A 22798-nucleotide genomic window follows, 5' to 3' on the forward strand; every position below is an offset into this window, starting at 1 on the left:
TTTATAGCGTATTGAATTTAAATGTCTGATATTAAAACTCTCCGCAACATCGCAATTATTGCGCACGTTGACCACGGAAAAACAACTCTTGTGGATAAACTTTTACAACAATCGGGCGCACTCGGTGAACGAGCGGGCGAGATTGAGCGTGTCATGGATTCAGGCGCTATTGAAAGTGAACGTGGTATTACCATTCTTGCAAAAAACACTGCAATCAAATGGTTAGACAAACGTACTGATACTGAATACCGCATTAACATTGTGGACACCCCGGGACACGCCGACTTCGGTGGCGAAGTTGAACGTGTAATGTCGATGGTGGATTGCGTACTTCTTTTGGTTGACTCACAAGAAGGTCCAATGCCACAAACACGTTTCGTAACGCAAAAAGCGTTCTCACGCGGTTTGAAGCCAATCGTGATCATCAACAAAGTAGACAAGCCAAACGCGCGTCCAGACTGGGTTATTGATCAAGTATTTGACTTGTTTGATAACTTGGGTGCAACCGATGACCAATTAGACTTCCCAATCGTATATGCATCAGGCTTACGTGGTGTTGCTGGTCCTGCGCCAGACGAATTAGCGGAAGATATGACACCGTTGTTCCAAACAATTGTAGATATCGTTGAGCCACCAGCAGTTGATGTTGATGGTCCATTCCAAATGCAAGTCTCTTCACTTGACTATAATAGTTTCGTGGGTGTGATTGGTGTGGGTCGTATTCAACGTGGTTCTGTGAAATTGAATACACCTGTAACCGTGATTGACCAAGAAGGCAAAACACGTAACGGTCGTATCTTAAAAATCATGGGTTACCACGGTTTAGAGCGTATCGACATCGAATCTGCATCTGCAGGTGACATCGTTTGTGTAACAGGCATGGACGAATTACATATTTCTGACACGATTTGTGATCCGAAAAATGTAGAAGCTTTACCGCCGCTTTCTGTAGACGAACCAACCGTATCGATGACATTCCAAGTCAACAACTCACCTTTTGCGGGTAAAGAAGGTAAGTTCGTGACTTCACGTAACATTCGTGAACGTCTAGACCGCGAATTAATTCACAACGTTGCACTTCGTGTAGAAGATACTGACAGTCCAGACCGTTTCAAAGTATCTGGTCGTGGTGAGCTTCACCTTTCTGTATTGATTGAAAACATGCGCCGTGAAGGCTTCGAAATGGGTGTATCTCGTCCGCAAGTCATCTTGAAAGAGATTGATGGCGAAATGCAAGAACCATACGAAAACGTGACTTTTGACGTAGAAGAACAGCACCAAGGCGCTGTGATGGAACAAATGGGTAACCGTAAAGGTGAGATGACCAATATGGAAGTAGACGGTAAAGGTCGTATCCGTATTGAAGCCACTGTGCCTTCACGTGGTTTAATTGGTTTCCGTTCTGAATTCATGACCATGACTTCTGGTACGGGTATCATGACGTCAAGCTTCTCACACTATGGCCCAATGAAAGCAGGTCAAGTTGCGAAACGTCAAAACGGTGTGTTGATTTCTATGGTTCAAGGTACTTGCCTTGGCTATGCATTGTTCACATTGCAGGACCGTGGTCGTCTATTTGCTAAACCTCAGTTAGAAGTTTACGAAGGTATGATCGTAGGGATTAACTCTCGTTCAGATGATATGGTGGTTAACCCAACCAAAGCGAAACAGTTAACAAACGTACGTGCTTCTGGTACTGATGATGCGTTGACACTGGTACCTGCAATTGAATTCACGCTTGAACAAGCGCTTGAATTTATTGAAGATGATGAGCTGGTTGAAGTAACGCCAAAGTCAATTCGTATCCGTAAGCGTTACTTGACTGAAAACGAACGTAAACGTAACCGTTCTGGTAAATAAGTTTTAAAAATGATGTTGTCCTCATGCGGGGCAGCAAAATTTAAAAATGCCATCAATTTATTGATGGCATTTTTTGTTTAAAATTAGCAAACCAATATATAAAAGCAGATGATTTCCGAGTAAATTACGTGGAAATGAAGCTATAAAATTAATGTATACTTCGTCACATAAATTAAAGTCAAAAAAACTGGAGATTTAAATGAGTATTATTCAAGAGTTCCGCGAATTTGCGGTAAAAGGTAACATGATCGACTTGGCTGTCGGTGTGATTATTGGTGGGGCATTTGGTAAAATTGTTGACTCATTAGTGAAAGATATCATCATGCCATTGATTACTGTGATCACTGGCGGTGGTGTGGATTTCACACAAAAGTTCTTTGTTTTGGGCGATAACCCAAACAATTTACAGTCTTTAGATGAGTTAACCAAAGCAGGTGTAAATGTCCTGACCTATGGTAACTTCCTTACGATTTTAATTAACTTCATTATTTTGGCATGGGTGGTGTTCTTAATGGTGAAAATGATTAATCGTATGCGCCGTAAACAAGAAGAAGCAGCGCCAGAACCAGCAGCAACGCCAGAAGATATCGCGTTGCTACGTGAAATTCGTGATGAATTGAAAAAACGTCAATAATTTTTAATACGCAATCAAAACAAACGGCGCTTTATGCGCCGTTTGTTTGCACCCTATTCTCTAGGATGGAGAGGCGCTGAATGCATAAAAATTACATCCGAAACTTTACTTCTACCAAATGAAAACCAAACTGACTTTTTACAGGTCCGTGTAGTACGCGTTCTGCTGCGGTAAACACTAATTTATCAATGACGGGTACCAATTGTCCTTTTTTGACCTCACCCAATTCCCCACCTTTTTTTCCTGAAGGGCAGGTCGAAAATTGTTTGGCAATTTTGGCAAAATCAGCACCCGATTGAATCCGCTTTTTCAGTTGCTCACAGGTTTCTTTATCTTTCACTAAGATATGACGCACAATTGCGGTTCTCATATTGATTTACCTCGTTTGCTTGTTGCAGCTTTGGTCGCGGTAGGTACTTTTTTCAAAGGCTGACATTCAGGACAAAATACCGAGGCACGTTGGCCCAGTTTTAAATTTTCTAGTGTGGTTTCACAGTTCACACACATTTCACCTGCACGTCCATACGCCAACAAGGTTTGTTGGAAATAGCCATTTTCGCCCATCGCATTGCTGTAATCACGTAAGGTCGAACCGCCTAAATCAATCGCTTGTTTTAAAATGCGTTTGATTTCGAGCACTAGTTTTTCAATCTGTTTCAAACTGAGTGATGATGCAGGTTGTGCAGGGTGAATACCTAAATTAAACAGACTTTCCGTGGCATAAATATTGCCCACACCCACCACGACATGGTTATCCATAATTGCAACTTTGATGCCAACATTTTTGTTTTTGAGCTTCTGTGCAAGATAGTCGGGGTTAAAAGCGTCACTTAAAGGCTCAGGGCCAAGTGGATCAATCAGTTTCTGTTGCGAGCTTTCATTGAGCCATAAAATACAGCCAAAACGACGTGGATCGTGGTAGCGCAATTGTATATCTTCAAACTGAATAATCAAATGGTCGTGTTTGCGTAAATCTTCGTGCGCATCGCAAAGACGAAAACTGCCCGACATGCCTAAATGCCACAACATGCTGTCCTGTTCAAATTGCGCCAGAATGTATTTGGATCTGCGGGTCAATTGCAGTAATTTTTGTCCTGTGAGTTTATGTAGGTTTTCTGGAATGGGCCAGCGTAAATTGGCTTGACGTACTTCTACATTCAGGACTTTTTGATCAAGTAGCGGCAATAGACTAGTTTTGGTAGTTTCAACTTCTGGTAATTCTGGCATGGTACAAATTCAATCCGCTTTTAGAAATTAAGCAGGCAAGGACATACAGTAATGCGCTTAATATTGGGCATTATCCATAGAATACAAGCCATAGTGTGCTGTCGCAAAATTATTCTGTGTAAAACAAAAGCAGGCTTTGCAAAAACCATACAACACGTTATAAATAAATCATTTTTAAACATCTATTATAGAAAAACCATCTAAAACAGATGGCAGATTCTGAGTGATTACTTCTTTTTTATTTAATGATTCGCTTTTGGTGAATCGCACTGTATGAGGGCTTGCAGCGTGACATTACTTTTTCAGCCGATTCAATTTGGATCACTGCAACTTGCCAACAAAATTGTTATCGCCCCGATGTGTCAATATTCTGCCAATGAACAAGGTGAATTGAGCTATTGGCATGAGCAGCAATGGGCCAATTATGCCTTGTCGGGCGCAGGGATGTGTATTGTAGAAGCCACGGCAGTGCAGGCAGCAGGACGTATTAGTTATGCAGATTTAGGCTTATGGAATGACATGCAGCGTGCGCAGATGAAAGCACTATTGCATAAAGTCAAAAGTATATCGCCTATGCCATTTGCTGTGCAGTTGGCACATGCGGGTCGTAAAGCTTCAACCGATAAACCGTGGCAGGGCATAGGACAGTTTGCACCGAATGAAGAACATGGTTGGCAGACGGTATCGGCCAGTGAGTTGCCATTTCAATCGCACGAACATCCACCGCATGCTTTAACGCAAGATGAAATTCAACAGGTCATTGCAGACTTTGCCAGCGCCGCAGTACGAGCGGTGGATGCAGGTTTTGACTTAATCGAAATTCATGCCGCACATGGCTATTTATTGCATCAATTTATGTCGCCATTGTCTAATCACCGCCAAGATGAATATGGCGGCAGTTTGGAAAATCGGATTCGCCTTACATTGGAAGTATTTCAAGCGATTCAAAATGCTGTTCCACAAGGCTATCCAATTGGGGTGCGAATTTCTGCAACAGACTGGATGGATGATGCAGATGGCTGGAATGTGGAATCTTCTGTGGGTTTGGCAAAGGCACTAGAGCATTTAGGTGCGGCTTATATTCACGTGTCTAGCGGAGGTTTGCATGTCGATCAAAAAATTGATGTGCATGCGGGTTATCAAACGCCGTTTGCTCATGCAATTAAGCAAGCTGTAAAAATCCCTGTAATTGCGGTGGGTTTGATTACTGAAGCGATGCAGGCAGAAGGTATTTTGCAATATGAACAAGCCGATGCAATTGCGATAGCACGTGCCATTTTATATGACCCACGTTGGCCATGGCATGCTGCGGCAGAATTGGGCGAAAAAATTGAAATTGCCCCGCAATATTTACGATGTCAGCCGCATGGGTTCCGTACTTTATTTGCGCCGTTTAAATCCACAGATACGGAAGTGGAATCCTAATATTTTATCTGCTTAAAATAAGTGAAACTTACACTATTTTGCCGTGCTTTATCGGGAGCTTCGGTGTAAGCTAAATCAGTAAAACCATGTCGATCATGGGCAACACTGAAAAAGGATGTCAGGGTGTTACTGAGTATTTTATTTCCCATTTGTACCGTAGTACTGTTGGGATATTTTGCCGTCAGAAGCCAATTTATTGAGACCAGTGCGATTCAGTTTCTAGGTCAATTTGTCATGAAAGTGGCGTTGCCTGCATTTCTATTGCAGGCATTGGCCAGTAAAAGTTTGTCAGAAATCTGGCATCCCGCTTATTTTTTAGGTTACGGTGGCGGTTCTATTCTGCTGTTTATCTTTGCCTTTTTACTGTATCGGCATTATTTTAATTCAAACTTAACCCATGCCAGTGTCTTGGCAATGGGTGCATCAATGTCAAATACAGGGTTTATTGGCACTGCTATTTTGACTTTGTTGATTGGCAGTCAATCGGCAATTTATTTGTCTTTAACTTTAATTGTCGAAAATTTAATTATTGTGGCATTGATGCTGATTTTGGCAGAACGAGGGCTACAATCTTCAGCGAAATCAGGTTGGCAGGTGTATGCCGAAACTGTGCAGCGCTTACTGAAAAATCCAGTAATTTTATCTATTTTATTGGGTATGCTGTGCGTATTGTTGAATTTCAAACTGCCGCAAGCTATTGCACAAGTGCTGGAAATGTTGGGCAAAACTGCTTCACCTTTGGCTTTATTTGTGATAGGTGGAAGTTTGGTCGGCATGCAAATCAAGTCGGTGAATTTGCAAAGTATTGTTTTGGTTGCATTCAAAGTATTGCTGATGCCACTCACGATTTTTGGAATTTTATGGGCATTAGATGTGAACCGAGAAATGCTATTTGTCGGGACTTTGCTTGCGGCTTTACCAATGCCAATTGCCTTTGGTATTTTCGGGCAGCACTATGGTTTACATGAAAAAGCCTTAGCCCCCTTGGTGTTGAGTACAGTTTTTGGTTTTGTGATGGTGGCGATTTTATTGACACAATCGGGTAAGTATTTATAGCATCGGTATCGAAGTGCTCAAATCATAAAAAAAGTCTGTACCATGCTGATACAGACTTTTTAAAAAATTTCTCTGATTAATAGCTTTTATAAAGAAACTATCTTAACTTTTCTTAGCGGTTGCCTTGTTGGAAGCTTTGGCTTGATCTGCCATCATTTTTTCAACCACAGCCAATGATTCTTTGGCTTGCGCTACATTTTCCTGTGCCAGTGAGGCAAAAATCTTTTTCGCTTCAGGCAAGTTTTGCGGCACGATATTGCCATTCACAAACATATTGCCCACTGCCATGAGTGCAGGAATATAACCCTTTTGCGCCAAGTTTTGAATGCTTTGCAGCCCTTGCTTAATTGGTGCTTCATCTTTGTTTTTAAAGCCTGTGCTAATTTCGTACAAGGCTTTTGCATGTATGGCTTGATAATGATCTTTGGCAATTAAAGGTTGTAATAGTTTTAAACCTTTTTGGTCAGATGCTGCCGTATTTTCCGAGAAATATAAAACGGCTAAATCGACTGTGGCATCATTAAAACCCTGATTGGATGCCGTCTGTAAATATTGTTTGGCTTTAGCAGCATCCTGTTTTAAACCCAGTGCGCCAGTAAGATAGTTTTTGCCTAAAACATAACTCGCAACAGGGTAGCCTTTTTGGGCAGATTGCTCATACAACTGAATGGCTTTCTTTTCATTTTTTGCTGTGCCTTGTCCAGTTTGTGTCAAATAGCCTAAGTTATACATGGCTTGCGCATTGCCTGTTTTGGCAAGCTTTTCTAATTCCTGATAGGCATCTTTAACCTTGTTGGCTTGCATTAATTGTTCAATTTTGGCAAAAGCAGGATCGGTTGGAATGTTACTATTTGCCATACTGATGCTGCTAGATAGGGCGATTGCACCCGCAATGAGTAGTTTTTTCATCATTTGAGTTGTACCTTGTTCTCTTTTACACATCATTCCGTTGATGTGCGTTTTGTTTTTACAGTGGTGCATTCATCATAAGTTGAAAAGTGTGAATGTAAATATAAAAAATGTGTACGAATGCTTTTTTTTTCATTGTCATTTGAAGGGAATCTTGCGACTCCCTTAACCTGAGCGGGTGGAATCTATTTTATTGCGGACGTGCAACATCGCCATTCAAATGTTCAGGCAAAGCCAATACTTGTACAGCTAACTCTTCCAAAGCACTTGGTTTGGCAACCACCAACGCTTTAAAACCTTCTGCAGTCGCTATGCTATTCACCACTTCCACATCATTATTCAGTTTGGCGGCAGGTGCAGGTGCTTCGCCTGAACCCTGAATTAAATGCAACCAATGTTTTGGTTTGGCTTTAAACCATAAACGTGCCACGACTTCCTGACCCAAATAACAGCCTTTGTCATAATGCACGCCATCTCGTTGATGCAAACGCAATTCCTGCGGTTGAAACACTTCTGCTGTTGAGGCTTGAATCCATGCCTGACCTGTTTCAATCGCTTGTAGTTGCCATGCGTTTAAATCAGTCACTTCAGCTGAAAATTCAGTTTGATTGCCCTGAATGGTTGGGTAAACCGTACCGATGGTTTCAAGCTGCATTTTTGAAAATGCACCAAACTTTTTAATGTGTTTGGCTAAATCTTCGGCTTTGTCGGCTGTGCTGATGATTTCAAAACATTCGGACGAGATTTTTTTAAGCCAGAAGCCAAACTGAACGCGTCCTTTTAAACTGCAAATTGCGGTATAACAGGTTGTATTTTCAGCTAATGTTTCGACATTGACTGTTACCTGACCTTGCAGGAATTTTTGTGCATCGACACCGTTTAAACTTAAAGCACTGAAAGCTAAATCGCGCATGAATAACCTTTCACATTGAAATCTAAGACTAAAGAATGAGGTCAATTTTGCGCTATTTTTCAAAAAAAAGCATTTTTAGGGCAAGAATTTTACTCAAAATGTAATTAAATGTTTCAAAAACCCCTGTTTTTATATTTAAGTGTATGAAATATATAGGATTTGGGAAATGGGTTTTTGGCAGCGTACAATGCTTTCGACGGGTGGAAACAATCATCCCATAAGATGTTGAGAACAATAGAGTAAGGGCGAATACCAGATGAATAACAACTACCGCAAACCACTGCAAGGCACTCAGCTCGATTTTTATGACGTGCGACAAGCCGTTGAAGATATCCAGCCAGGCGCTTATGCCAAACTTCCTTATACCTCAAAAGTACTTGCAGAACAGTTAGTGCGCCGTTGTGATCCTGCAATTTTAGAACAATCTTTAAAACAATTGATTGAGCGTAAACAAGAGCATGATTTTCCGTGGTATCCAGCGCGTGTGGTATGTCACGACATCTTGGGGCAAACTGCGCTCGTTGACTTAGCAGGTTTACGTGATGCAATTGCCGATCAAGGTGGCGATCCTTCTAAAGTGAATCCTGTCGTACCTACCCAGTTAATTGTCGATCACTCTTTAGCTGTGGAATATGGCGGTTTTGACCCAGATGCTTTCCGTAAAAACCGTGAAGTGGAAGATCGTCGTAATGAAGACCGTTTCCACTTTATTGAATGGACGAAAACTGCATTTGAAAATGTTGATGTGATTCCTGCGGGTAACGGCATCATGCACCAGATTAATCTGGAAAAAATGTCTCCAGTGATTCAAAACCGTGAAGGTCTGGCATTTCCAGATACCTGCGTAGGTACAGACTCACATACGCCACATACTGATGCTTTGGGTGTCATTTCTGTAGGTGTGGGTGGTTTAGAAGCTGAAAACGTAATGTTGGGCCGTGCTTCTTGGATGCGTCTGCCAGATATTATTGGTGTGGAGTTAGTCGGTCAGCGTCAGGCGGGTATTACAGCAACTGACATCGTATTGGCTTTAACTGAGTTCTTGCGTAAAGAACGTGTGGTTGGTGCTTATTTAGAATTCTTTGGTGAAGGTGCAGACAGCATGTCGGTGGGTGATCGTGCCACGATTTCCAACATGACCCCTGAATATGGTGCAACTGCAGCGATGTTCTACATCGACCAAAACACCATCGACTATTTAACTTTGACTGGTCGTGAAGCAGAGCAGGTAAAACTGGTTGAAAACTATGCCAAAGAAATTGGTCTTTGGGCATCTGATATGACTCAGGCAGAGTATCCACGTGTGTTACGTTTTGATCTTTCAACGGTAACGCGTAACATTGCAGGCCCATCTAATCCGCATGCGCGTGTATCTACTGCAGACTTGAAAGAAAAAGGCATTGCAGGTGTAGTTGAGCAACGTAGCGATGGCTTAATGCCAGATGGTGCGATCATTATTGCGGCCATTACCTCTTGTACCAATACCTCAAACCCACGTAATACCGTAGCAGCAGGTTTATTGGCACGTAAAGCCAATGAATTAGGACTCGTGCGTAAGCCTTGGGTGAAATCATCATTTGCACCCGGTTCTAAAGCCGCTGCTTTATATTTAGAAGAAGCAGGCGTACTGAAAGATTTAGAAAAACTTGGCTTTGGTATTGTGGCCTATGCATGTACTACCTGTAATGGTATGTCTGGTGCATTAGACCCAGCTATTCAGCAAGAAATTATTGACCGTGACTTGTATGCGACTGCGGTGCTTTCAGGTAACCGTAACTTCGATGGTCGTATCCATCCGTATGCGAAACAAGCTTTCTTAGCATCTCCACCATTGGTTGTGGCTTATGCGATTGCGGGCACTATCCGTTTTGACATCGAAAAAGATGCATTAGGCACCGATCAAAATGGCAACCCAATTTACTTAAAAGATATTTGGCCATCTGATGCTGAAATTGATGCTTTGGTGAAAGAGTCAGTTAAACCTGAACAATTCCGCCAAGTGTATATCCCAATGTTTGATTTGGGTGAGTCAGAAAAATCTGAAAGTCCGCTATATGACTGGCGTCCACAAAGTACTTATATCCGTCGTCCGCCGTATTGGGAAGGTGCATTAGCGGCACCACGTACTTTAGCCAATATGCGTCCTTTGGCAATTTTGGGCGATAACATCACCACAGACCATTTATCTCCATCGAATGCGATTATTTTAGATTCGGCAGCAGGTGAGTACTTGGCAAAAATGGGCTTGCCAGAAGAAGATTTCAACTCTTATGCAACGCACCGTGGTGATCACCTGACGGCACAACGTGCAACTTTGGCGAATCCAAAATTGTTTAATGAAATGGTGGTACGTTCAGACGGCACAATTAAGCAAGGTTCTAAAGCGCGTGTTGAGCCAGAAGGCGAAGTAATGCGTATGTGGGAAGCGATTGAAACCTATATGAACCGTAAACAGCCGTTAATTATTATTGCAGGTGCTGACTATGGTCAGGGTTCTAGCCGTGACTGGGCTGCAAAAGGTGTGCGTCTTGCTGGTGTGGAAGCAATTGTCGCTGAAGGTTTTGAGCGTATTCACCGTACCAACTTGGTGGGCATGGGCGTATTGCCACTTGAGTTTAAAGCGGGTGTAAACCGTAAAACTTTAGGTTTGGATGGTACAGAACTCTATAGCGTGATGGGTAATATTGCGCCACGTTCAGACTTAACTTTGGTGATTGAGCGTTCAACTGCAGACGGCAAAAATCAAATGATTGAAGTGCCTGTGACTTGCCGTTTAGATACCGAAGAAGAAGTGTCTGTATATGAAGCGGGCGGTGTATTGCAACGTTTTGCACAGGACTTCTTGGAAGGGAATGTGGCTTGATGCTTTGATCTAAAATGATCTAGTTAATTATTTTTACAAAAAGACCTTATCCAAATGATAGGGTCTTTTTTTTATTGAGATGGGGATTGTCCTAGATTGCATAGGCAAACTCCTTGTAAACCTGACTTAATTTTCTGCCTAAATCATGCTTAGCCCAATTGCCATCATCACCTGTCAAAATGGACAATAGACAATCATCACAGAATAGATATACTGGATTGACCATTTCTAAACCACACGGAGAACAAAGATGGTAACTGCAGGTGATAAACCAGGAACAGGCTTCTATTTTTGTGTCCAATGCGGGCATCGCGTTTACTTAGAAATTGGTACAGACCGTCTACCACCGTGTACCAAATGCCATGGCACCCAATATAACAACAAGGTTGCCTAAGCTACACGACAAAAACAGCTGATCCTGTTTTTAATCTAAAGCCCTATCACCCGATGGGGCTTTTTGCTATTTTAGCCATAGAAACCACAAACAATGAGGTACAGCATGGAAACAATACTCGGTTTATGTGTTGGCATTGGTCTGAGTGCTGCCAGTGGCTTTCGGGTTTTCGTACCATTATTGGTTATGAGTGTTGCAGCACTGATGGGGTGGTTTGAACCTTTAAAAGGTTTTGAATGGCTGGCAATGCCTGCTGTTTGTCTAGCTTTGGCTGTAGCAACAGTCAGTGAAATAGCCGCATATTATGTGCCGTGGGTCGATAATATGCTCGACACCGTTGCCACACCTGCTGCCATGATTGCAGGAACACTCACCACTATGGCAGTAAGCAGTGGCGAAATGTCGCAATTTGCCAGTTGGGCTTCGGCAATTATTGTGGGTGGAGGTACAGCGGGTGTAGTGCAAATGAGCACGGTTGCGGTACGTGGGGTATCGACTGCAACTACAGGTGGGGTTGGGAATCCTATCGTTTCTACAGGAGAGTGGATTGGTGCAGCAGTACTTTCGGTATTGTCTTTAATTGTGCCTGTGTTAGTGGTGTTTGTGGTGGTCATTGCTTTAATTTGGGCTATTCGATGGATTCGTGGCAAAAAGAAAGTCGCAGAATCTTCGATATAAGTCTTTCAGGAGCAGTTTGAAACCATTTCATAAAATATGTGGTAATAAATTCAATATTTCTGCTTTATTTGATGGTTTAAGCGCATAAAAATTGCCTACCTGGGAAATATTTTAAAATATTGTTAAAAATGTAATAAAAAATTCAAAAAAATATAAAAATTAAATCATTTTGGGGAAACAATCCCATGCTCAAATCACTACTATATATCTCAAGGGTGTGATGGGGATCGAAAAGAGTAGATTGCTACCAGTTGCGTACAACGTGCGTGTAGTACTTACCCAAAAGGTCTCGATTCGGCTTAGGACGCTATAAACCAGAAGTTTATAGGCTATAAGATCATGGCTTATCCAGCATGATAGTTGAAGTAAACCACAGTTGTTTTCCCTAACACCCTAAAGAATATTGTTAAAAATATAAAAAACAAAACAAGATCAAGAAATAAAATTATCAAAAAATAAAGACTTAAATGAATTTTAAACCATCTTTCCGCTACAAAACTCCCATCAAGTTTTTCGTTTAAATCTGTTAATTTGTAATGATCATCCACATCTAATTAGGTGGGATATGAGTGTTGATTACGATTTTTGGTGTCGTTTATTACTGACCTGCGCACTGATTAACTATACCATTTTAATGCTGTGGCTTGTGGTGGTGATTTTCGCGCATGACTGGCTTCGACAGTTACATGGCAGATGGTTTAAACTGTCAGATGCAAGTTTTGATGCCATTCATTATGGCGGCATGGCAGTCTATAAAATTGGGGTATTGCTATTGAATATCGCGCCACTTATCGCGCTGTACATGATGCGATCTTGATTTAGAACTCTATAAACAAGCATCGAAAAGCATAGAAACAACCGCTTTAAACAGTACATTAAAAACACACGGTCATCGAAATAGAGGCGAAAAGCCCGCAATTTAAGGAGTTGGTAAACATGAATCAATTTAAACCTGCACTGATTTTAGGCGGTCTAATTTGTTTGGGGATGGTGCTGGCGGGTTGGATTTTAGGCAATAGCGCACTTAAAATTAAACAATATGAGCGTGTAGTTTCAGTCAAAGGTTTGTCTGAACGTGAAGTAAAAGCCAATGTGGCGGTGTGGCCAATTCGTTTTAGTACTGCCAGTCAAGACTTGGCAGCATTATATGACACCATGCAAAGCCAAACCTCCCAAATTCAAAACTTTTTAAAAAATGAAGGTTTTAGTCCTGAAGAAATCACCATTGCTGCACCTGTAATTACCGATAAATACGCCCAACAATATGGTGGCGATGGCAATGTCGCTTTACGTTATACCGCACATCAAACCATTACGGTCTATACCAAAAATATTGATAAAGTGCGCAGCGCACAAAGTCGCTTGGTCGATTTAGGCAAAAATGGAATAGCCTTTGGTGGTGAAGATTATGGGCAACGCACTGAATATTTATATACCCAACTCAATGACATTAAACCTGCCATGATTGAGCAAGCCACACAAAATGCCCGCAGTGTTGCAGAAAAATTTGCTGCAGATTCTGACAGTCGTTTAGGCAAAATTAAATCGGCCAATCAGGGCGTATTTAGTATTGAAGACCGTGACAGCAACACGCCATATTTGAAAAAAGTACGTGTGGTGTCTACGGTGGAATACTATTTAGCAGACTAAGTTTGGCAGACTAAGTTTGGCAGACTAAGTTTGGCAGACTAAGTTTGGCAGATTTAGCTTGGCAGATTTAGCTTGGCAGACTCAGCCAATTCAAAATCTAAATCTTTACATTAAAAAGCACATCGCCCGACTGAATTGACAGTTCGGGCTGTGCTTGATATTTTGCCCGCACCGCTTTTTATGCTGTATGTTCATGGCTTTAAACGACAACTTTATTTATGCACCACCACAAGAACCTTTAGAAATTGTCTATGAAGATGATGATTTGCTGGTGATTGATAAGCCCGCAGGTTTGTTGTCTGTGCCGGGACGTTTGCCTGAACATCAGGACAGTGCCTATTTAAGGGTTTTAGCTCAACATCCCAGTGCAAAAATTGCCCATCGTTTAGATATGGCGACATCCGGTATTTTAATGTTCGCCAAGCACCGTGATGCAGAAGTTGCATTAAGTAAAATGTTTCAGGCCCGAACGGTCAAAAAAAACTATATAGCTTTAATTCAGGGGCAGCTTGAGGGGCAAGGCAGTGTCGATGTGCCGTTAATTACCGACTGGGAAAACCGCCCACGGCAAATTGTGCATTTCGATTTAGGCAAGCCTGCACAAACGCTGTATCAGGCTTTGGAATATCGGGCCGATGAAGATATTACCCGTGTATTGCTGACGCCAATTACAGGGCGTTCGCATCAGTTGCGGGTACACATGCAATATATTGGTCACCCAATCACAGGCGATAAGTTATATCATCCTCAGCCGCAACAAAGTCCTTTAAAACGAATGGCGTTGCATGCCAGCTATTTGGCGTTTACCCAGCCGTTGAGCCATGAAACTGTAGAAATTCGGGCACAGCTTCCTTTTTAATCACTTTCTTTCTAACAGTCACATTTTTTTCAAATTATTGTGAAAATACTCAAAATTTGGGATAGCCTTCATCCCAAGAACTAGTTAATTTAGCGCTATAACCGTAGATATTCATTTTCCTTGCATAAAAAGGAGGTTGATTGGTTATTTTGAAAATTTTGTGTTGAGTGTTTGGGGCTGCAACTGGAGGTTGAAGTGATTTTTAGCGTGAAAAACGCATCACTTGAACGGGGCAGGCCGATGGGGTGGGAGGCAAAGTTATGTTGTATATATTGGGCGCAATAATTGTAGTTCTTGTGGTGATTGTTTTTTGGCAAACATTACGCAGCCGTGAATTATCAGCAGGTATTCAATCATTACAAACTAATTTAGACCGTACCCGTACCAATTTGGCAACAGATGAGTTGGAAAGTAACGAGTTAGAGCATCAGCTCACGCTGCTTCGGGTAGAAGTAGGGAGTTTGAAAAACCGTGTGGAAAGTTTGCAGCATTATCAAGATATTTTAGATGTTGAACAATATGTGCAGGAGCGTCGCCAACAAGTTGAAATGTTTGTAGAAATGGTCAAGTCTGAAGCAGAAAACATGCGTGATCAATGCAAACAAAAAATTGAAAAAGTCAGTAATTTTTTAGTCGAACACGAACAAAAAGCCAAAGCTAAAACCCTAAAAGCAGCTCAAGAACAATTAGGTGCTTTTTATCATTTAGCAGAAGAACGTCAAAAGCTAGAGCAGGTGACTGCCGCGCTTTATCATAAAATTGAAGAGAATACCCCCGCGTTTCAATTGCCAGCACAGCAGTTACTCGATCATTTAATTGAAGACTATAGCCAGTCTGATGCAGCACAGCATTTAGTACAGGTACGTCAAAAAATTATGCAAGCGATTCAAAATAATGAAATGGCTTATTGTGCATTTGTAGATGAGCAGCGTCGTCTTTCTGCGGTAACATTACTTAGTCACGCATTTAACAGCAGAGCAGACTTATATTTAGCCCAGTTGAACCAACACAATTTAGGGGAATCTCTACAAGCGTTGCAGGATGATTTCACCTTGCTTAATCACTATGCGGCATCTTTTGGACATAGCAAAATTTTAGAATCTTACTTGGCACTTCGTCTTGAAGAGTTAAAATTTGCATCTTTAGTGATTGGCCTTAAGCAACAGGGCACTGACACCACACAGCCAGTAAAACTGGCAGTGAATGCTTAAGGATAAGTTGTATCTATAAGGTGCAGACTCTGTAGGGCTGTCCGACTAAAGTCAGCGGCAAAATACAGAAAACTTGATCAAGTACGGCAAAATTGTGCTATGTTGAATTCACTATTTTGTCACTTGCCAGATATATATTGGCTAAAAAGATAACAAGGATATTCGCATGACACGTGACTATGAACAATTCCCAGATGATGATAACGGCAATGTACTTTGGCAAATGCATGAAGATGGGGATGACCTGACAGAGCCACATGAAATTGAGTACTCCATTGCTTTTACCACACAAGAACAAGCCGAAAAATGTGCGTTGTATTTGTTGGCAGAAGAGCAAAAAATTTCATTATTTCAAGATGAAGAATCTGATGCTGTTGAATGGATTATCACCATTTATGTGTATATGGAACCAGAGTATTCAGACATTGTAGATTTAGAACAGTGGTTCACTAAAATTGCCGAAGAGCATGGCGGTGAATATGACGGTTGGGGCTGTATGGCCTACGTCTACGATGATGAAGATGAGTACGAAGACGAAGAATAAATTTGATTTCCCAAAAGCATGTGTTAATCACATGCTTTTTTAATTCTGCATGACGCATAAGGATTTGTTTTTAGAATCAAGCCTTGTAAGCGTCTTGTAGAGCAGAAAGAGGCAATATGGATATTGCAATTAAGCGAGCCTATCTGGATGCTGTACCTACAGATGGTACACGGGTTTTAGTCGATCGTTTGTGGCCACGTGGTGTGACTAAAGCGCGTGCTCAAATTGATTGGTGGCCTAAAGAAATTACGCCCTCAACTGAATTACGCAAGTGGTATCACCAAAACCCTGAACAAAACTGGGATGAATTTCAACAGCGTTATCGGCTCGAACTGACTCAGCAGGAAGCGACCTTACAGGAACTGCTTCAACTGGCACAGCAGCAAAAAGTGACCTTAATTACCGCTGCAAAAGATGAACAGCATAATCATGTGGTGGTGTTAAAGCGTGTTTTGGAGCAATCTTTAACATCGTTAGAGTAAAAATCCATCGGATTATTCAACCATTATCCTTATGCTTTATAAGGTTTTTAAGTTTATGAATAATCAGTGAAAAATGTTATAATAAAATTTTTGAGGTTTTTTATGTCTTTGCCAAATTGCCCAAAATGCCAGTCAGAATATACTTATGAAGATGGTGACTTGCTCATTTGCCCAGAATGCTCACATGAGTGGAAAGAAGGTGATGTAACTGAAGAAGCGGCTGCAGTAATTAAAGATGCAAATGGTAATGTGTTATCAGATGGCGACACGGTAACCGTGATTAAAGACCTTAAAATTAAAGGTTCTTCTGCTGCTGTAAAAGTAGGAACGAAAGTGAAAAATATTCGTTTAATTCCAGACGCTGCCGATGGTCACGACATTGATTGTAAAATTGATGGTATGGGCGCGATGAAATTAAAATCTGAGTATGTGAAAAAAGCTTAAGTTTAAGCAGATTTCAACAGCGCAGGCGACTTGAGTTGCCTGCGCTTTTTTATGGAGTTTATAAAAGTATTTTAGTATTCAAATTGAGCAACAATAACTTTAAGAGTGTACAAAATTAATACTGTTTTCTTGTGCCTAAGTCCTTTATATTTTAAGTGAAAAGAATAATTTTTAGGCAGTTTAAAGCCTAGCATCATTCAACAACACACTTCACCACTCATAAGAAAACTGGGGGCAAGTATGTCAGGATGGTTTGAGATTTCACAAGCAAGCAATGGTCAGTACCGCTTTGTACTTAAAGCTGGGAATGGCGAAATTATCTTAACCAGTGAACAGTATAAGGCGAAAGCATCGGCAAAAAATGGCATCGCTTCGGTACAAAAGAACAGTCAGGATGATGGGCGTTATGATCGACTGACATCTAAGAATGATAAGCCGTATTTTAATTTAAAAGCTGCCAACCATCAGATTATTGGTACGAGTCAGCTCTATACTTCTGAGCAATCACGTGACAAAGGTATTGAGTCGGTGAAAACCAATGGCGCAAGCACCACGGTCAAGGATTTAACGCAGGAATCGTAATCTTTTGCATTAAATCTTGATGTTAAATTGCATTAGAAAAGCATGCTCTGGCGTGCTTTTTTATTGAGCTAAGTAGGCAAGGTGTTAAATCTAGCCTTGATTAAGCCGTTGAATTATAGATGACAATTTCAGGAGTTGCGAAGATTATGAATTTCAAATGCAATCTAAAAATATTACTGGCGATCAGTGGTTTATTCGGTAGTGTTGGTATTTTTGCAGCACCGATCACTGCTGAAAAAACGATTGCTTCAAGCCAGCCGACTGCTTTGCAAGGACTGTATTTTCAGCATCAAGATTGGGAGTTGGCCTGTGATAATACAGGAACCTGCCGTGCCGCAGGCTACCAAAGCGATGATGATTTTGAACAACCGATCAGTATGTTATTGACCCGTCAAGCAGGTGCAAAGAGTGCTGTACAAGGGCAATTGCAAATTCAAGAAGATATTGCTCAAGCGACTTTATTTTTAAATGGACGCACTTTGCAACAATTAAACTTTCATGAAAGTATCGCCAATTTATCTGCTGCCAGTGTGCAAAAGCTGTTGGCGCAGGCGCGTCAGCATGTCGTGATCGAGTTAAAACATGGTCAACAACGCTGGAAATTGTCTGATGCAGGCATGAGTGCAGTGTTGCTAAAAATGGATGAATTTCAAAAACGTGTGGGTACAGACTCCGCAATATTGGCAAAAGGCAATCAAGCATCCACGCAGGTCTTAAAAGCGCAAGCGATGCCTAAAATTAACATTCTCATGCAGCCTCAACACCGAACCGCCAAAGCACAGGTGCTTACCGCGGCCAGTGCAGAAAAGTTATATCCAATTTTACAAAAAACTGTAGATCGTGAAGATTGTTATATGCTGTTTGAACCTGAACAAGCAGAACAGCAGATTCATACTTATCCCTTAAATCAAGATAGCGTGTTGGTTGAGGCAAGCTGTTGGCGAGGGGCTTATAATTGGGGTGTGGCTTATTGGGTTATGGATAAAAAACTGCAAAAGATACAGCAATTTGTAACTGATTCTGCTTCAGAATTTAGCAATGGACAGATTTTTGCCTATCAAAAAGGGCGTGGAATTGGCGATTGTTTCAGTCAAATTGAGTGGGCGTGGAATGGTCAGCAGTTTGTCAAAAGCTATCAATTCGATGCAGGACAATGCAAAGGTTTTGCAGGCAGTGCATGGGAAATGCCAAGCTTTGTCAGCAAGGTTGAATAAATGACATTCACTAGGGTCTGTTGACATTTCATAAATGGCTTGTGCTGTAGGCTAAAACTGAGCAGACCCTAATAAAAGCTGAAATTTTTTAGATAAATCTGGAGCTCGCTGGATGCACTGTTTAAGTCGCGTGTGCGACTAATTTTTCAATGATTTCATCCAGCTTTTTCAGACGCTTGATTTCATCCCACAAAGCTTTGGCTTCGGGATAATGTTTCGACATCATGCCGAGCCATTGTTTATAACGTCCCAGCATCCCAATTTCTGTTTTGGCAGGGCCGTGAATAAAGCGAATTTGTAGTTGCAGCAAATCTTGCCAACTCAGCAAAGGCAGGTCTGAATTTTGACGAATACATTGGGTCAAGTCTGGGGTGGTGACCGCACCACGACCAATCATCAAATCTTCACAGCCCGATTCTAACTGGCATTGTTTGGCATCGGCATTGTTCCAAATTTCACCATTGGCGATGACGTTAATCTTCAAGGCTTCACGAATAGGACGTAGCTGATCCCAAAATGCGGGAGGCGTATAGCCATCGGCTTTGGTACGTGCATGTACTGTAACCCATGCTGCGCCTGCATCTTCAATGGCGTGCGCATTTTCTAGCATGAAGTTCCGATCCATATAGCCTAGACGCATTTTGGCGGAAACTGGAATATGAGCAGGAACGGCATCGCGAACCGCTTTAACCAGTTCATATACTACTTCGGGTTCATCGAGTAAAACTGAACCGCCACGATGCCGATTGACTGTTTTGGCAGGGCAGCCAAAGTTCATATCAATTGCAGGTGCACCCATAGCCGCAACTTTGGCTGCATTGGCGGCTAACATTTCAGGATTATTCCCCAAAAACTGAACATGCACAGGCGTACCTGCCGCAGTTTTGCCATTGGTGAGTAGTTCTGGGCAATAGGTGTGGTAGATATGGTCTGGCAAAATGCTGTCTGTGACCCGAATAAACTCTGTTACACACCAGTCAAAACTGCCTACAGACGTGATTACATCACGCATGATGGGGTCGGTTAAGCCTTCCATGGGTGCAAGAATCAGTTTCACAAGATGCTGCCAGTTCAAACAAAAGTGGAGTTATACGTTTTTTTCTGTGGGTTGTCTAGGAAAAGGGTTTTGAATTGAAGTGGTTGTAGCTAAGGTTCTGGTATTTAAGCTGTTTTATTTGACACAGTGATCTGTATCTCAAGTTTTATCTAGTCCATGCAGTTGATGTGCATCCTAGACTAGATCTTTTAATTGAGTTCTTACATCGTTAGAAATCATTTAAATGATTGGCTTAATTTAAACAGCCCATTCCCCCTCGACTATGCTATTAAATAATTGATCATCCTACACTTTGAATGAGCAAAATAAAAACACCTTACTTACTCAAAATCATTTCCAACACAAATTTAGAACCAATAAAACCGAGCGCCAATAAAAAGAAGCCAATAATGGTAAAGCGAATCGCTTTTTGTCCACGCCAGCCAAACTTATAACGCCCAAGTAACAACGACCCATAGACAAACCAAGAAATAATACTAAAGGCAGTTTTATGTGCTAAATGCTGTGCAAAGAAATGTTCTACCGTAAAGAAACCAAAACCTAGTGCGACTGTGAGTAAGGCAAAACCTGCAATCAACATATCAAACAGCAAAGATTCCATATCTTGCAAAGACGGCAGCAAATTTACCCAAACCCGACGTTTTTGTTTGTTTTTCAGTTCGCGGTTTTGAAACCACATGAGCACGGCATGAATGGTCGCCATCAACAATACGGCATAAGCAGACAGCGATAAAATAATATGAATATCTAAACCAATCGAGTTTTGGTTAATAAATAAATTATGTTGGCTGAATGAAAAACCTGCAATTAAACCCACTGCTGCTACAGGAATACCAATCAAATTTAGCGCAATTACAGGTCGGTAACTGCTGAACAGCAAGCTCAATAACAACATTAAACCCGCAGTAAATGACATTAGGTTAAACACGTTGTAGTTGACACCCATCGGCGTCCACATATCGTTATACAACACGGCAGCATGCAGCAATAAGCCCAAACTGAGCAGAGAACGAATAAACCAGTGATTTGGCGCACGTTTAGACATTAAATGTGAAAATAAATACCAAAAAGAACTGGTATAAGCGATTAATGCTAAAATCGTATAAACCAAGGGGAGACTGATCATGTCAAACCTTTTTCAGGATGATGAATATTCATTTATATAAATTCGATGCGAACTACAGTATCCTATAGCATCTTGTGCATAAATTTTCTATTTTAAAGAAACATTTTTTTGCTAATGGCTATTTTAAGCGGAATTTGCAATGTTTGATACCTTAACAGAACGACTCACGCAGAGTTTAAGAAATGTTACTGGCTCAGGGCAGCTAACCGAAGACAATATTAAAGATACGTTACGTGAAGTACGTATGGCACTTCTTGAAGCCGATGTGGCGTTACCTGTAACTCGTGAATTCATCGCGAAAGTTAAGGAAGAGGCATTGGGTCAGGAAGTGATGACTCAGTTATCCCCTGGTCAGGCGTTCGTCAAAATTGTCTATGACGAACTCACAAAAATGATGGGCGAGGCCAATGAAAGCCTTGACCTTGCTGCCAAGCCACCGGTTGTGGTGTTATTGGCAGGTTTGCAGGGTGCGGGTAAAACCACCACTGCAGCAAAATTGGCACGTTTCTTACAAGAACGTCAAAAGAAAAAAGTGGCGATGGTGTCTGCCGACGTTTACCGTCCTGCGGCAATTAAACAGCTACAAACGGTTGCAGGCGAAGTTGGCGCAATTTTCTTTGACTCAAATGCCAATGAAAACCCTGTCGATATTGCCAACCGTGCCATCGAACAGGCAAAAATTCAGTTTGCTGATGTGTTAATTGTCGATACTGCAGGTCGTTTGCACGTCGATGATGACATGATGGATGAAATCAAGGCATTACATTCAGCGATTAAACCGACTGAAACCTTGTTCGTGGTCGATGCCATGACGGGTCAGGATGCGGCAAATACAGCCAAAGCCTTTAATGATGCCTTGCCATTAACAGGTGTAATCCTTACTAAAACTGATGGTGATGCGCGCGGTGGTGCAGCACTTTCAGTTCGTGCGATTACGGGTAAACCAATTAAATTCTTGGGGATGGGTGAAAAACTCGATGCCCTAGAGCCATTCCACCCAGAACGTGTTGCACAACGTATTTTGGGCATGGGTGACGTGCTGTCTTTGGTCGAAGAAGTTGAACGTAAAATCGACAAAGAAAAAGCCGAAAAAATGGCGAAAAAACTGCAAAAAGGCGGCAGCTTCAACTTTGAAGATATGCTGATGCAGTTTGAACAAATGAATAAAATGGGCGGCATGATGGGCTTCTTAGACAAGTTGCCTGGCATGAGCAACTCAGGTATTCAAGATGCAATTGCGCAAGCCAATCCTGAAAAGCAAGTGAAAAAGATGGAAGCGATTATCCAGTCGATGACCATCAAAGAGCGTCGTAACCCAGACCTGATGAATCCAAGCCGTAAAAAACGTATTGCTGCGGGTTGTGGTATGGATGTGTCAGAAGTGAATAAGTTGATCAAGCAACATGCACAAATGGCAAAAATGATGAAAAAATTTGCCAATCCATCGGGCATGGCAAAAATGATGCGTTCACTGGGCGGTTTACAAAAGCAATTCAGTGGCGGCGGTATGGGGCCATTGTTTGGTGGCAACGACCCAACCAAGAAATAATTGTTAAAAACATCTTAGAATCAAAGTGTTAAAAAAGCAGGCGCATAAAAATGCGCCTGCTTTTTTGTTGTTCTTTATTCGTAGATGACAGCTACACCGAAAGATTTATCAGCGTAGATGG

23 protein-coding genes are annotated in these 22798 nt (G+C 41.6%); 17 read left to right on the forward strand and 6 right to left on the reverse strand.

Translation table 11 applies throughout. The features are described from left to right. Positions 1-21 precede the first annotated feature (21 nt). Together typA and mscL are read left to right on the forward strand one after the other, a co-directional pair. Positions 22-1860, forward strand: coding sequence for a translational GTPase TypA (gene typA / locus FTU35_RS00195; protein WP_154321011.1), 1839 nt, complete (start codon positions 22-24; stop codon positions 1858-1860). A gap of 199 nt (positions 1861-2059) precedes the next feature. Beyond that, complete coding sequence (gene mscL, locus FTU35_RS00200; protein WP_004972423.1) at positions 2060-2494, forward strand: large conductance mechanosensitive channel protein MscL; 435 nt, start codon at positions 2060-2062, stop codon at positions 2492-2494. Between the two features lie 91 nt (positions 2495-2585). Here mscL and FTU35_RS00205 read toward each other — a convergent pair whose 3' ends face one another. After that, positions 2586-2864 (reverse strand): peptidylprolyl isomerase, encoded by a 279-nt coding sequence (locus FTU35_RS00205; protein ID WP_004972420.1) that lies wholly within the window; start codon positions 2862-2864, stop codon positions 2586-2588. Next, entirely contained in the window at positions 2861-3721 is an 861-nt protein-coding gene (gene mutM / locus FTU35_RS00210; RefSeq protein ID WP_154321010.1) for a bifunctional DNA-formamidopyrimidine glycosylase/DNA-(apurinic or apyrimidinic site) lyase, read from the reverse strand. Before mutM ends, FTU35_RS00205 begins: the two co-directional genes overlap by 4 nt. Before the next feature lie 288 nt (positions 3722-4009). Here mutM and FTU35_RS00215 point away from each other — a divergent pair, with 288 nt between their 5' ends. Then, positions 4010-5146: an NADH:flavin oxidoreductase/NADH oxidase gene (locus FTU35_RS00215; RefSeq protein WP_154321009.1), complete on the forward strand. Its 1137-nt coding sequence runs from the start codon at positions 4010-4012 to the stop codon at positions 5144-5146. A gap of 123 nt (positions 5147-5269) precedes the next feature. Next, complete coding sequence (locus FTU35_RS00220; RefSeq protein ID WP_096901559.1) at positions 5270-6202, forward strand: AEC family transporter; 933 nt, start codon at positions 5270-5272, stop codon at positions 6200-6202. 102 nt (positions 6203-6304) lie between these two features. On the opposite strand, the gene FTU35_RS00225 is transcribed toward FTU35_RS00220, so the two are convergent. Further along, complete coding sequence (locus FTU35_RS00225; protein WP_026438287.1) at positions 6305-7111, reverse strand: tetratricopeptide repeat protein; 807 nt, start codon at positions 7109-7111, stop codon at positions 6305-6307. Positions 7112-7301: 190 nt separating this feature from the next. Next, positions 7302-8024: a folate-binding protein YgfZ gene (locus tag FTU35_RS00230; protein ID WP_180064416.1), complete on the reverse strand. Its 723-nt coding sequence runs from the start codon at positions 8022-8024 to the stop codon at positions 7302-7304. Positions 8025-8280: 256 nt separating this feature from the next. Here FTU35_RS00230 and acnD point away from each other — a divergent pair, with 256 nt between their 5' ends. The 12 genes from acnD to FTU35_RS00290 all read left to right on the forward strand — a co-directional run bounded on the left by acnD (position 8281) and on the right by FTU35_RS00290 (position 18945). After that, a complete protein-coding gene (gene acnD / locus FTU35_RS00235; RefSeq protein WP_168418122.1) occupies positions 8281-10887 on the forward strand; it encodes a Fe/S-dependent 2-methylisocitrate dehydratase AcnD in 2607 nt (868 codons plus the stop codon). A gap of 250 nt (positions 10888-11137) precedes the next feature. Further along, positions 11138-11281, forward strand: a complete 144-nt coding sequence (locus FTU35_RS00240) for a zinc ribbon-containing protein (RefSeq protein ID WP_004972403.1) — start codon at positions 11138-11140, stop codon at positions 11279-11281. Between the two features lie 105 nt (positions 11282-11386). Next, positions 11387-11959 (forward strand): DUF4126 domain-containing protein, encoded by a 573-nt coding sequence (locus FTU35_RS00245; protein WP_180064417.1) that lies wholly within the window; start codon positions 11387-11389, stop codon positions 11957-11959. Positions 11960-12524: 565 nt separating this feature from the next. Then, a complete protein-coding gene (locus FTU35_RS00250) occupies positions 12525-12776 on the forward strand; it encodes a DUF6868 family protein (protein ID WP_179990539.1) in 252 nt (83 codons plus the stop codon). Between the two features lie 119 nt (positions 12777-12895). Then, the gene (locus FTU35_RS00255; protein ID WP_004972399.1) at positions 12896-13609 is read left to right on the forward strand and encodes an SIMPL domain-containing protein; all 714 of its coding nucleotides are present in this window, start codon (positions 12896-12898) and stop codon (positions 13607-13609) included. Positions 13610-13802: 193 nt separating this feature from the next. Next, entirely contained in the window at positions 13803-14468 is a 666-nt protein-coding gene (locus FTU35_RS00260) for an RluA family pseudouridine synthase (RefSeq protein WP_180064418.1), read from the forward strand. Between the two features lie 260 nt (positions 14469-14728). Beyond that, a complete protein-coding gene (locus tag FTU35_RS00265; protein ID WP_180064419.1) occupies positions 14729-15679 on the forward strand; it encodes a DUF5660 family protein in 951 nt (316 codons plus the stop codon). Positions 15680-15845: 166 nt separating this feature from the next. Continuing rightward, on the forward strand, positions 15846-16223 hold the full coding sequence (locus tag FTU35_RS00270; RefSeq protein ID WP_168418128.1) for a ribonuclease E inhibitor RraB: 378 nt from the start codon (positions 15846-15848) through the stop codon (positions 16221-16223). Positions 16224-16339: 116 nt separating this feature from the next. Then, positions 16340-16705, forward strand: a complete 366-nt coding sequence (locus FTU35_RS00275; RefSeq protein ID WP_168418129.1) for a DUF488 domain-containing protein — start codon at positions 16340-16342, stop codon at positions 16703-16705. A gap of 102 nt (positions 16706-16807) precedes the next feature. Continuing rightward, on the forward strand, positions 16808-17149 hold the full coding sequence (locus tag FTU35_RS00280) for a zinc ribbon domain-containing protein YjdM (RefSeq protein ID WP_168418130.1): 342 nt from the start codon (positions 16808-16810) through the stop codon (positions 17147-17149). Positions 17150-17389: 240 nt separating this feature from the next. Continuing rightward, positions 17390-17731: a YegP family protein gene (locus tag FTU35_RS00285; RefSeq protein WP_004972386.1), complete on the forward strand. Its 342-nt coding sequence runs from the start codon at positions 17390-17392 to the stop codon at positions 17729-17731. A gap of 146 nt (positions 17732-17877) precedes the next feature. Next, positions 17878-18945, forward strand: coding sequence for a DUF1176 domain-containing protein (locus FTU35_RS00290; protein WP_154321003.1), 1068 nt, complete (start codon positions 17878-17880; stop codon positions 18943-18945). A gap of 121 nt (positions 18946-19066) precedes the next feature. Here FTU35_RS00290 and FTU35_RS00295 read toward each other — a convergent pair whose 3' ends face one another. Together FTU35_RS00295 and FTU35_RS00300 are read right to left on the reverse strand one after the other, a co-directional pair. Further along, positions 19067-20002 (reverse strand): tRNA-dihydrouridine synthase, encoded by a 936-nt coding sequence (locus FTU35_RS00295; protein WP_179988526.1) that lies wholly within the window; start codon positions 20000-20002, stop codon positions 19067-19069. Between the two features lie 316 nt (positions 20003-20318). Then, a complete protein-coding gene (locus FTU35_RS00300; protein WP_004972376.1) occupies positions 20319-21128 on the reverse strand; it encodes an inner membrane protein YpjD in 810 nt (269 codons plus the stop codon). 139 nt (positions 21129-21267) lie between these two features. Between FTU35_RS00300 and ffh the strand changes: the two genes are divergently transcribed. Beyond that, positions 21268-22677, forward strand: coding sequence for a signal recognition particle protein (gene ffh / locus FTU35_RS00305; protein ID WP_096902093.1), 1410 nt, complete (start codon positions 21268-21270; stop codon positions 22675-22677). Positions 22678-22798: the final 121 nt, after the last annotated feature.

The organism is Acinetobacter sp. YH12095 (assembly GCF_013419245.1).
GTDB lineage: Bacteria > Pseudomonadota > Gammaproteobacteria > Pseudomonadales > Moraxellaceae > Acinetobacter > Acinetobacter towneri.

Excerpts from the sequence above, each read along its gene's own strand:
- typA (WP_154321011.1), top strand. The coding sequence starts at position 22 with ATGTCTGATATTAAAACTCTCCGCAACATCGCAATTATTGCGCACGTT.
- mscL (WP_004972423.1), top strand. The coding sequence starts at position 2,060 with ATGAGTATTATTCAAGAGTTCCGCGAATTTGCGGTAAAAGGTAACATG.
- FTU35_RS00205 (WP_004972420.1), bottom strand. The coding sequence starts at position 2,864 with ATGAGAACCGCAATTGTGCGTCATATCTTAGTGAAAGATAAAGAAACC.
- mutM (WP_154321010.1), bottom strand. The coding sequence starts at position 3,721 with ATGCCAGAATTACCAGAAGTTGAAACTACCAAAACTAGTCTATTGCCG.
- FTU35_RS00225 (WP_026438287.1), bottom strand. The coding sequence starts at position 7,111 with ATGAAAAAACTACTCATTGCGGGTGCAATCGCCCTATCTAGCAGCATC.
- FTU35_RS00230 (WP_180064416.1), bottom strand. The coding sequence starts at position 8,024 with ATGCGCGATTTAGCTTTCAGTGCTTTAAGTTTAAACGGTGTCGATGCA.
- acnD (WP_168418122.1), top strand. The coding sequence starts at position 8,281 with ATGAATAACAACTACCGCAAACCACTGCAAGGCACTCAGCTCGATTTT.
- FTU35_RS00240 (WP_004972403.1), top strand. The coding sequence starts at position 11,138 with ATGGTAACTGCAGGTGATAAACCAGGAACAGGCTTCTATTTTTGTGTC.
- FTU35_RS00245 (WP_180064417.1), top strand. The coding sequence starts at position 11,387 with ATGGAAACAATACTCGGTTTATGTGTTGGCATTGGTCTGAGTGCTGCC.
- FTU35_RS00250 (WP_179990539.1), top strand. The coding sequence starts at position 12,525 with ATGAGTGTTGATTACGATTTTTGGTGTCGTTTATTACTGACCTGCGCA.
- FTU35_RS00255 (WP_004972399.1), top strand. The coding sequence starts at position 12,896 with ATGAATCAATTTAAACCTGCACTGATTTTAGGCGGTCTAATTTGTTTG.
- FTU35_RS00260 (WP_180064418.1), top strand. The coding sequence starts at position 13,803 with ATGGCTTTAAACGACAACTTTATTTATGCACCACCACAAGAACCTTTA.
- FTU35_RS00265 (WP_180064419.1), top strand. The coding sequence starts at position 14,729 with ATGTTGTATATATTGGGCGCAATAATTGTAGTTCTTGTGGTGATTGTT.
- FTU35_RS00270 (WP_168418128.1), top strand. The coding sequence starts at position 15,846 with ATGACACGTGACTATGAACAATTCCCAGATGATGATAACGGCAATGTA.
- FTU35_RS00275 (WP_168418129.1), top strand. The coding sequence starts at position 16,340 with ATGGATATTGCAATTAAGCGAGCCTATCTGGATGCTGTACCTACAGAT.
- FTU35_RS00280 (WP_168418130.1), top strand. The coding sequence starts at position 16,808 with ATGTCTTTGCCAAATTGCCCAAAATGCCAGTCAGAATATACTTATGAA.
- FTU35_RS00285 (WP_004972386.1), top strand. The coding sequence starts at position 17,390 with ATGTCAGGATGGTTTGAGATTTCACAAGCAAGCAATGGTCAGTACCGC.
- FTU35_RS00290 (WP_154321003.1), top strand. The coding sequence starts at position 17,878 with ATGAATTTCAAATGCAATCTAAAAATATTACTGGCGATCAGTGGTTTA.
- FTU35_RS00300 (WP_004972376.1), bottom strand. The coding sequence starts at position 21,128 with ATGATCAGTCTCCCCTTGGTTTATACGATTTTAGCATTAATCGCTTAT.
- ffh (WP_096902093.1), top strand. The coding sequence starts at position 21,268 with ATGTTTGATACCTTAACAGAACGACTCACGCAGAGTTTAAGAAATGTT.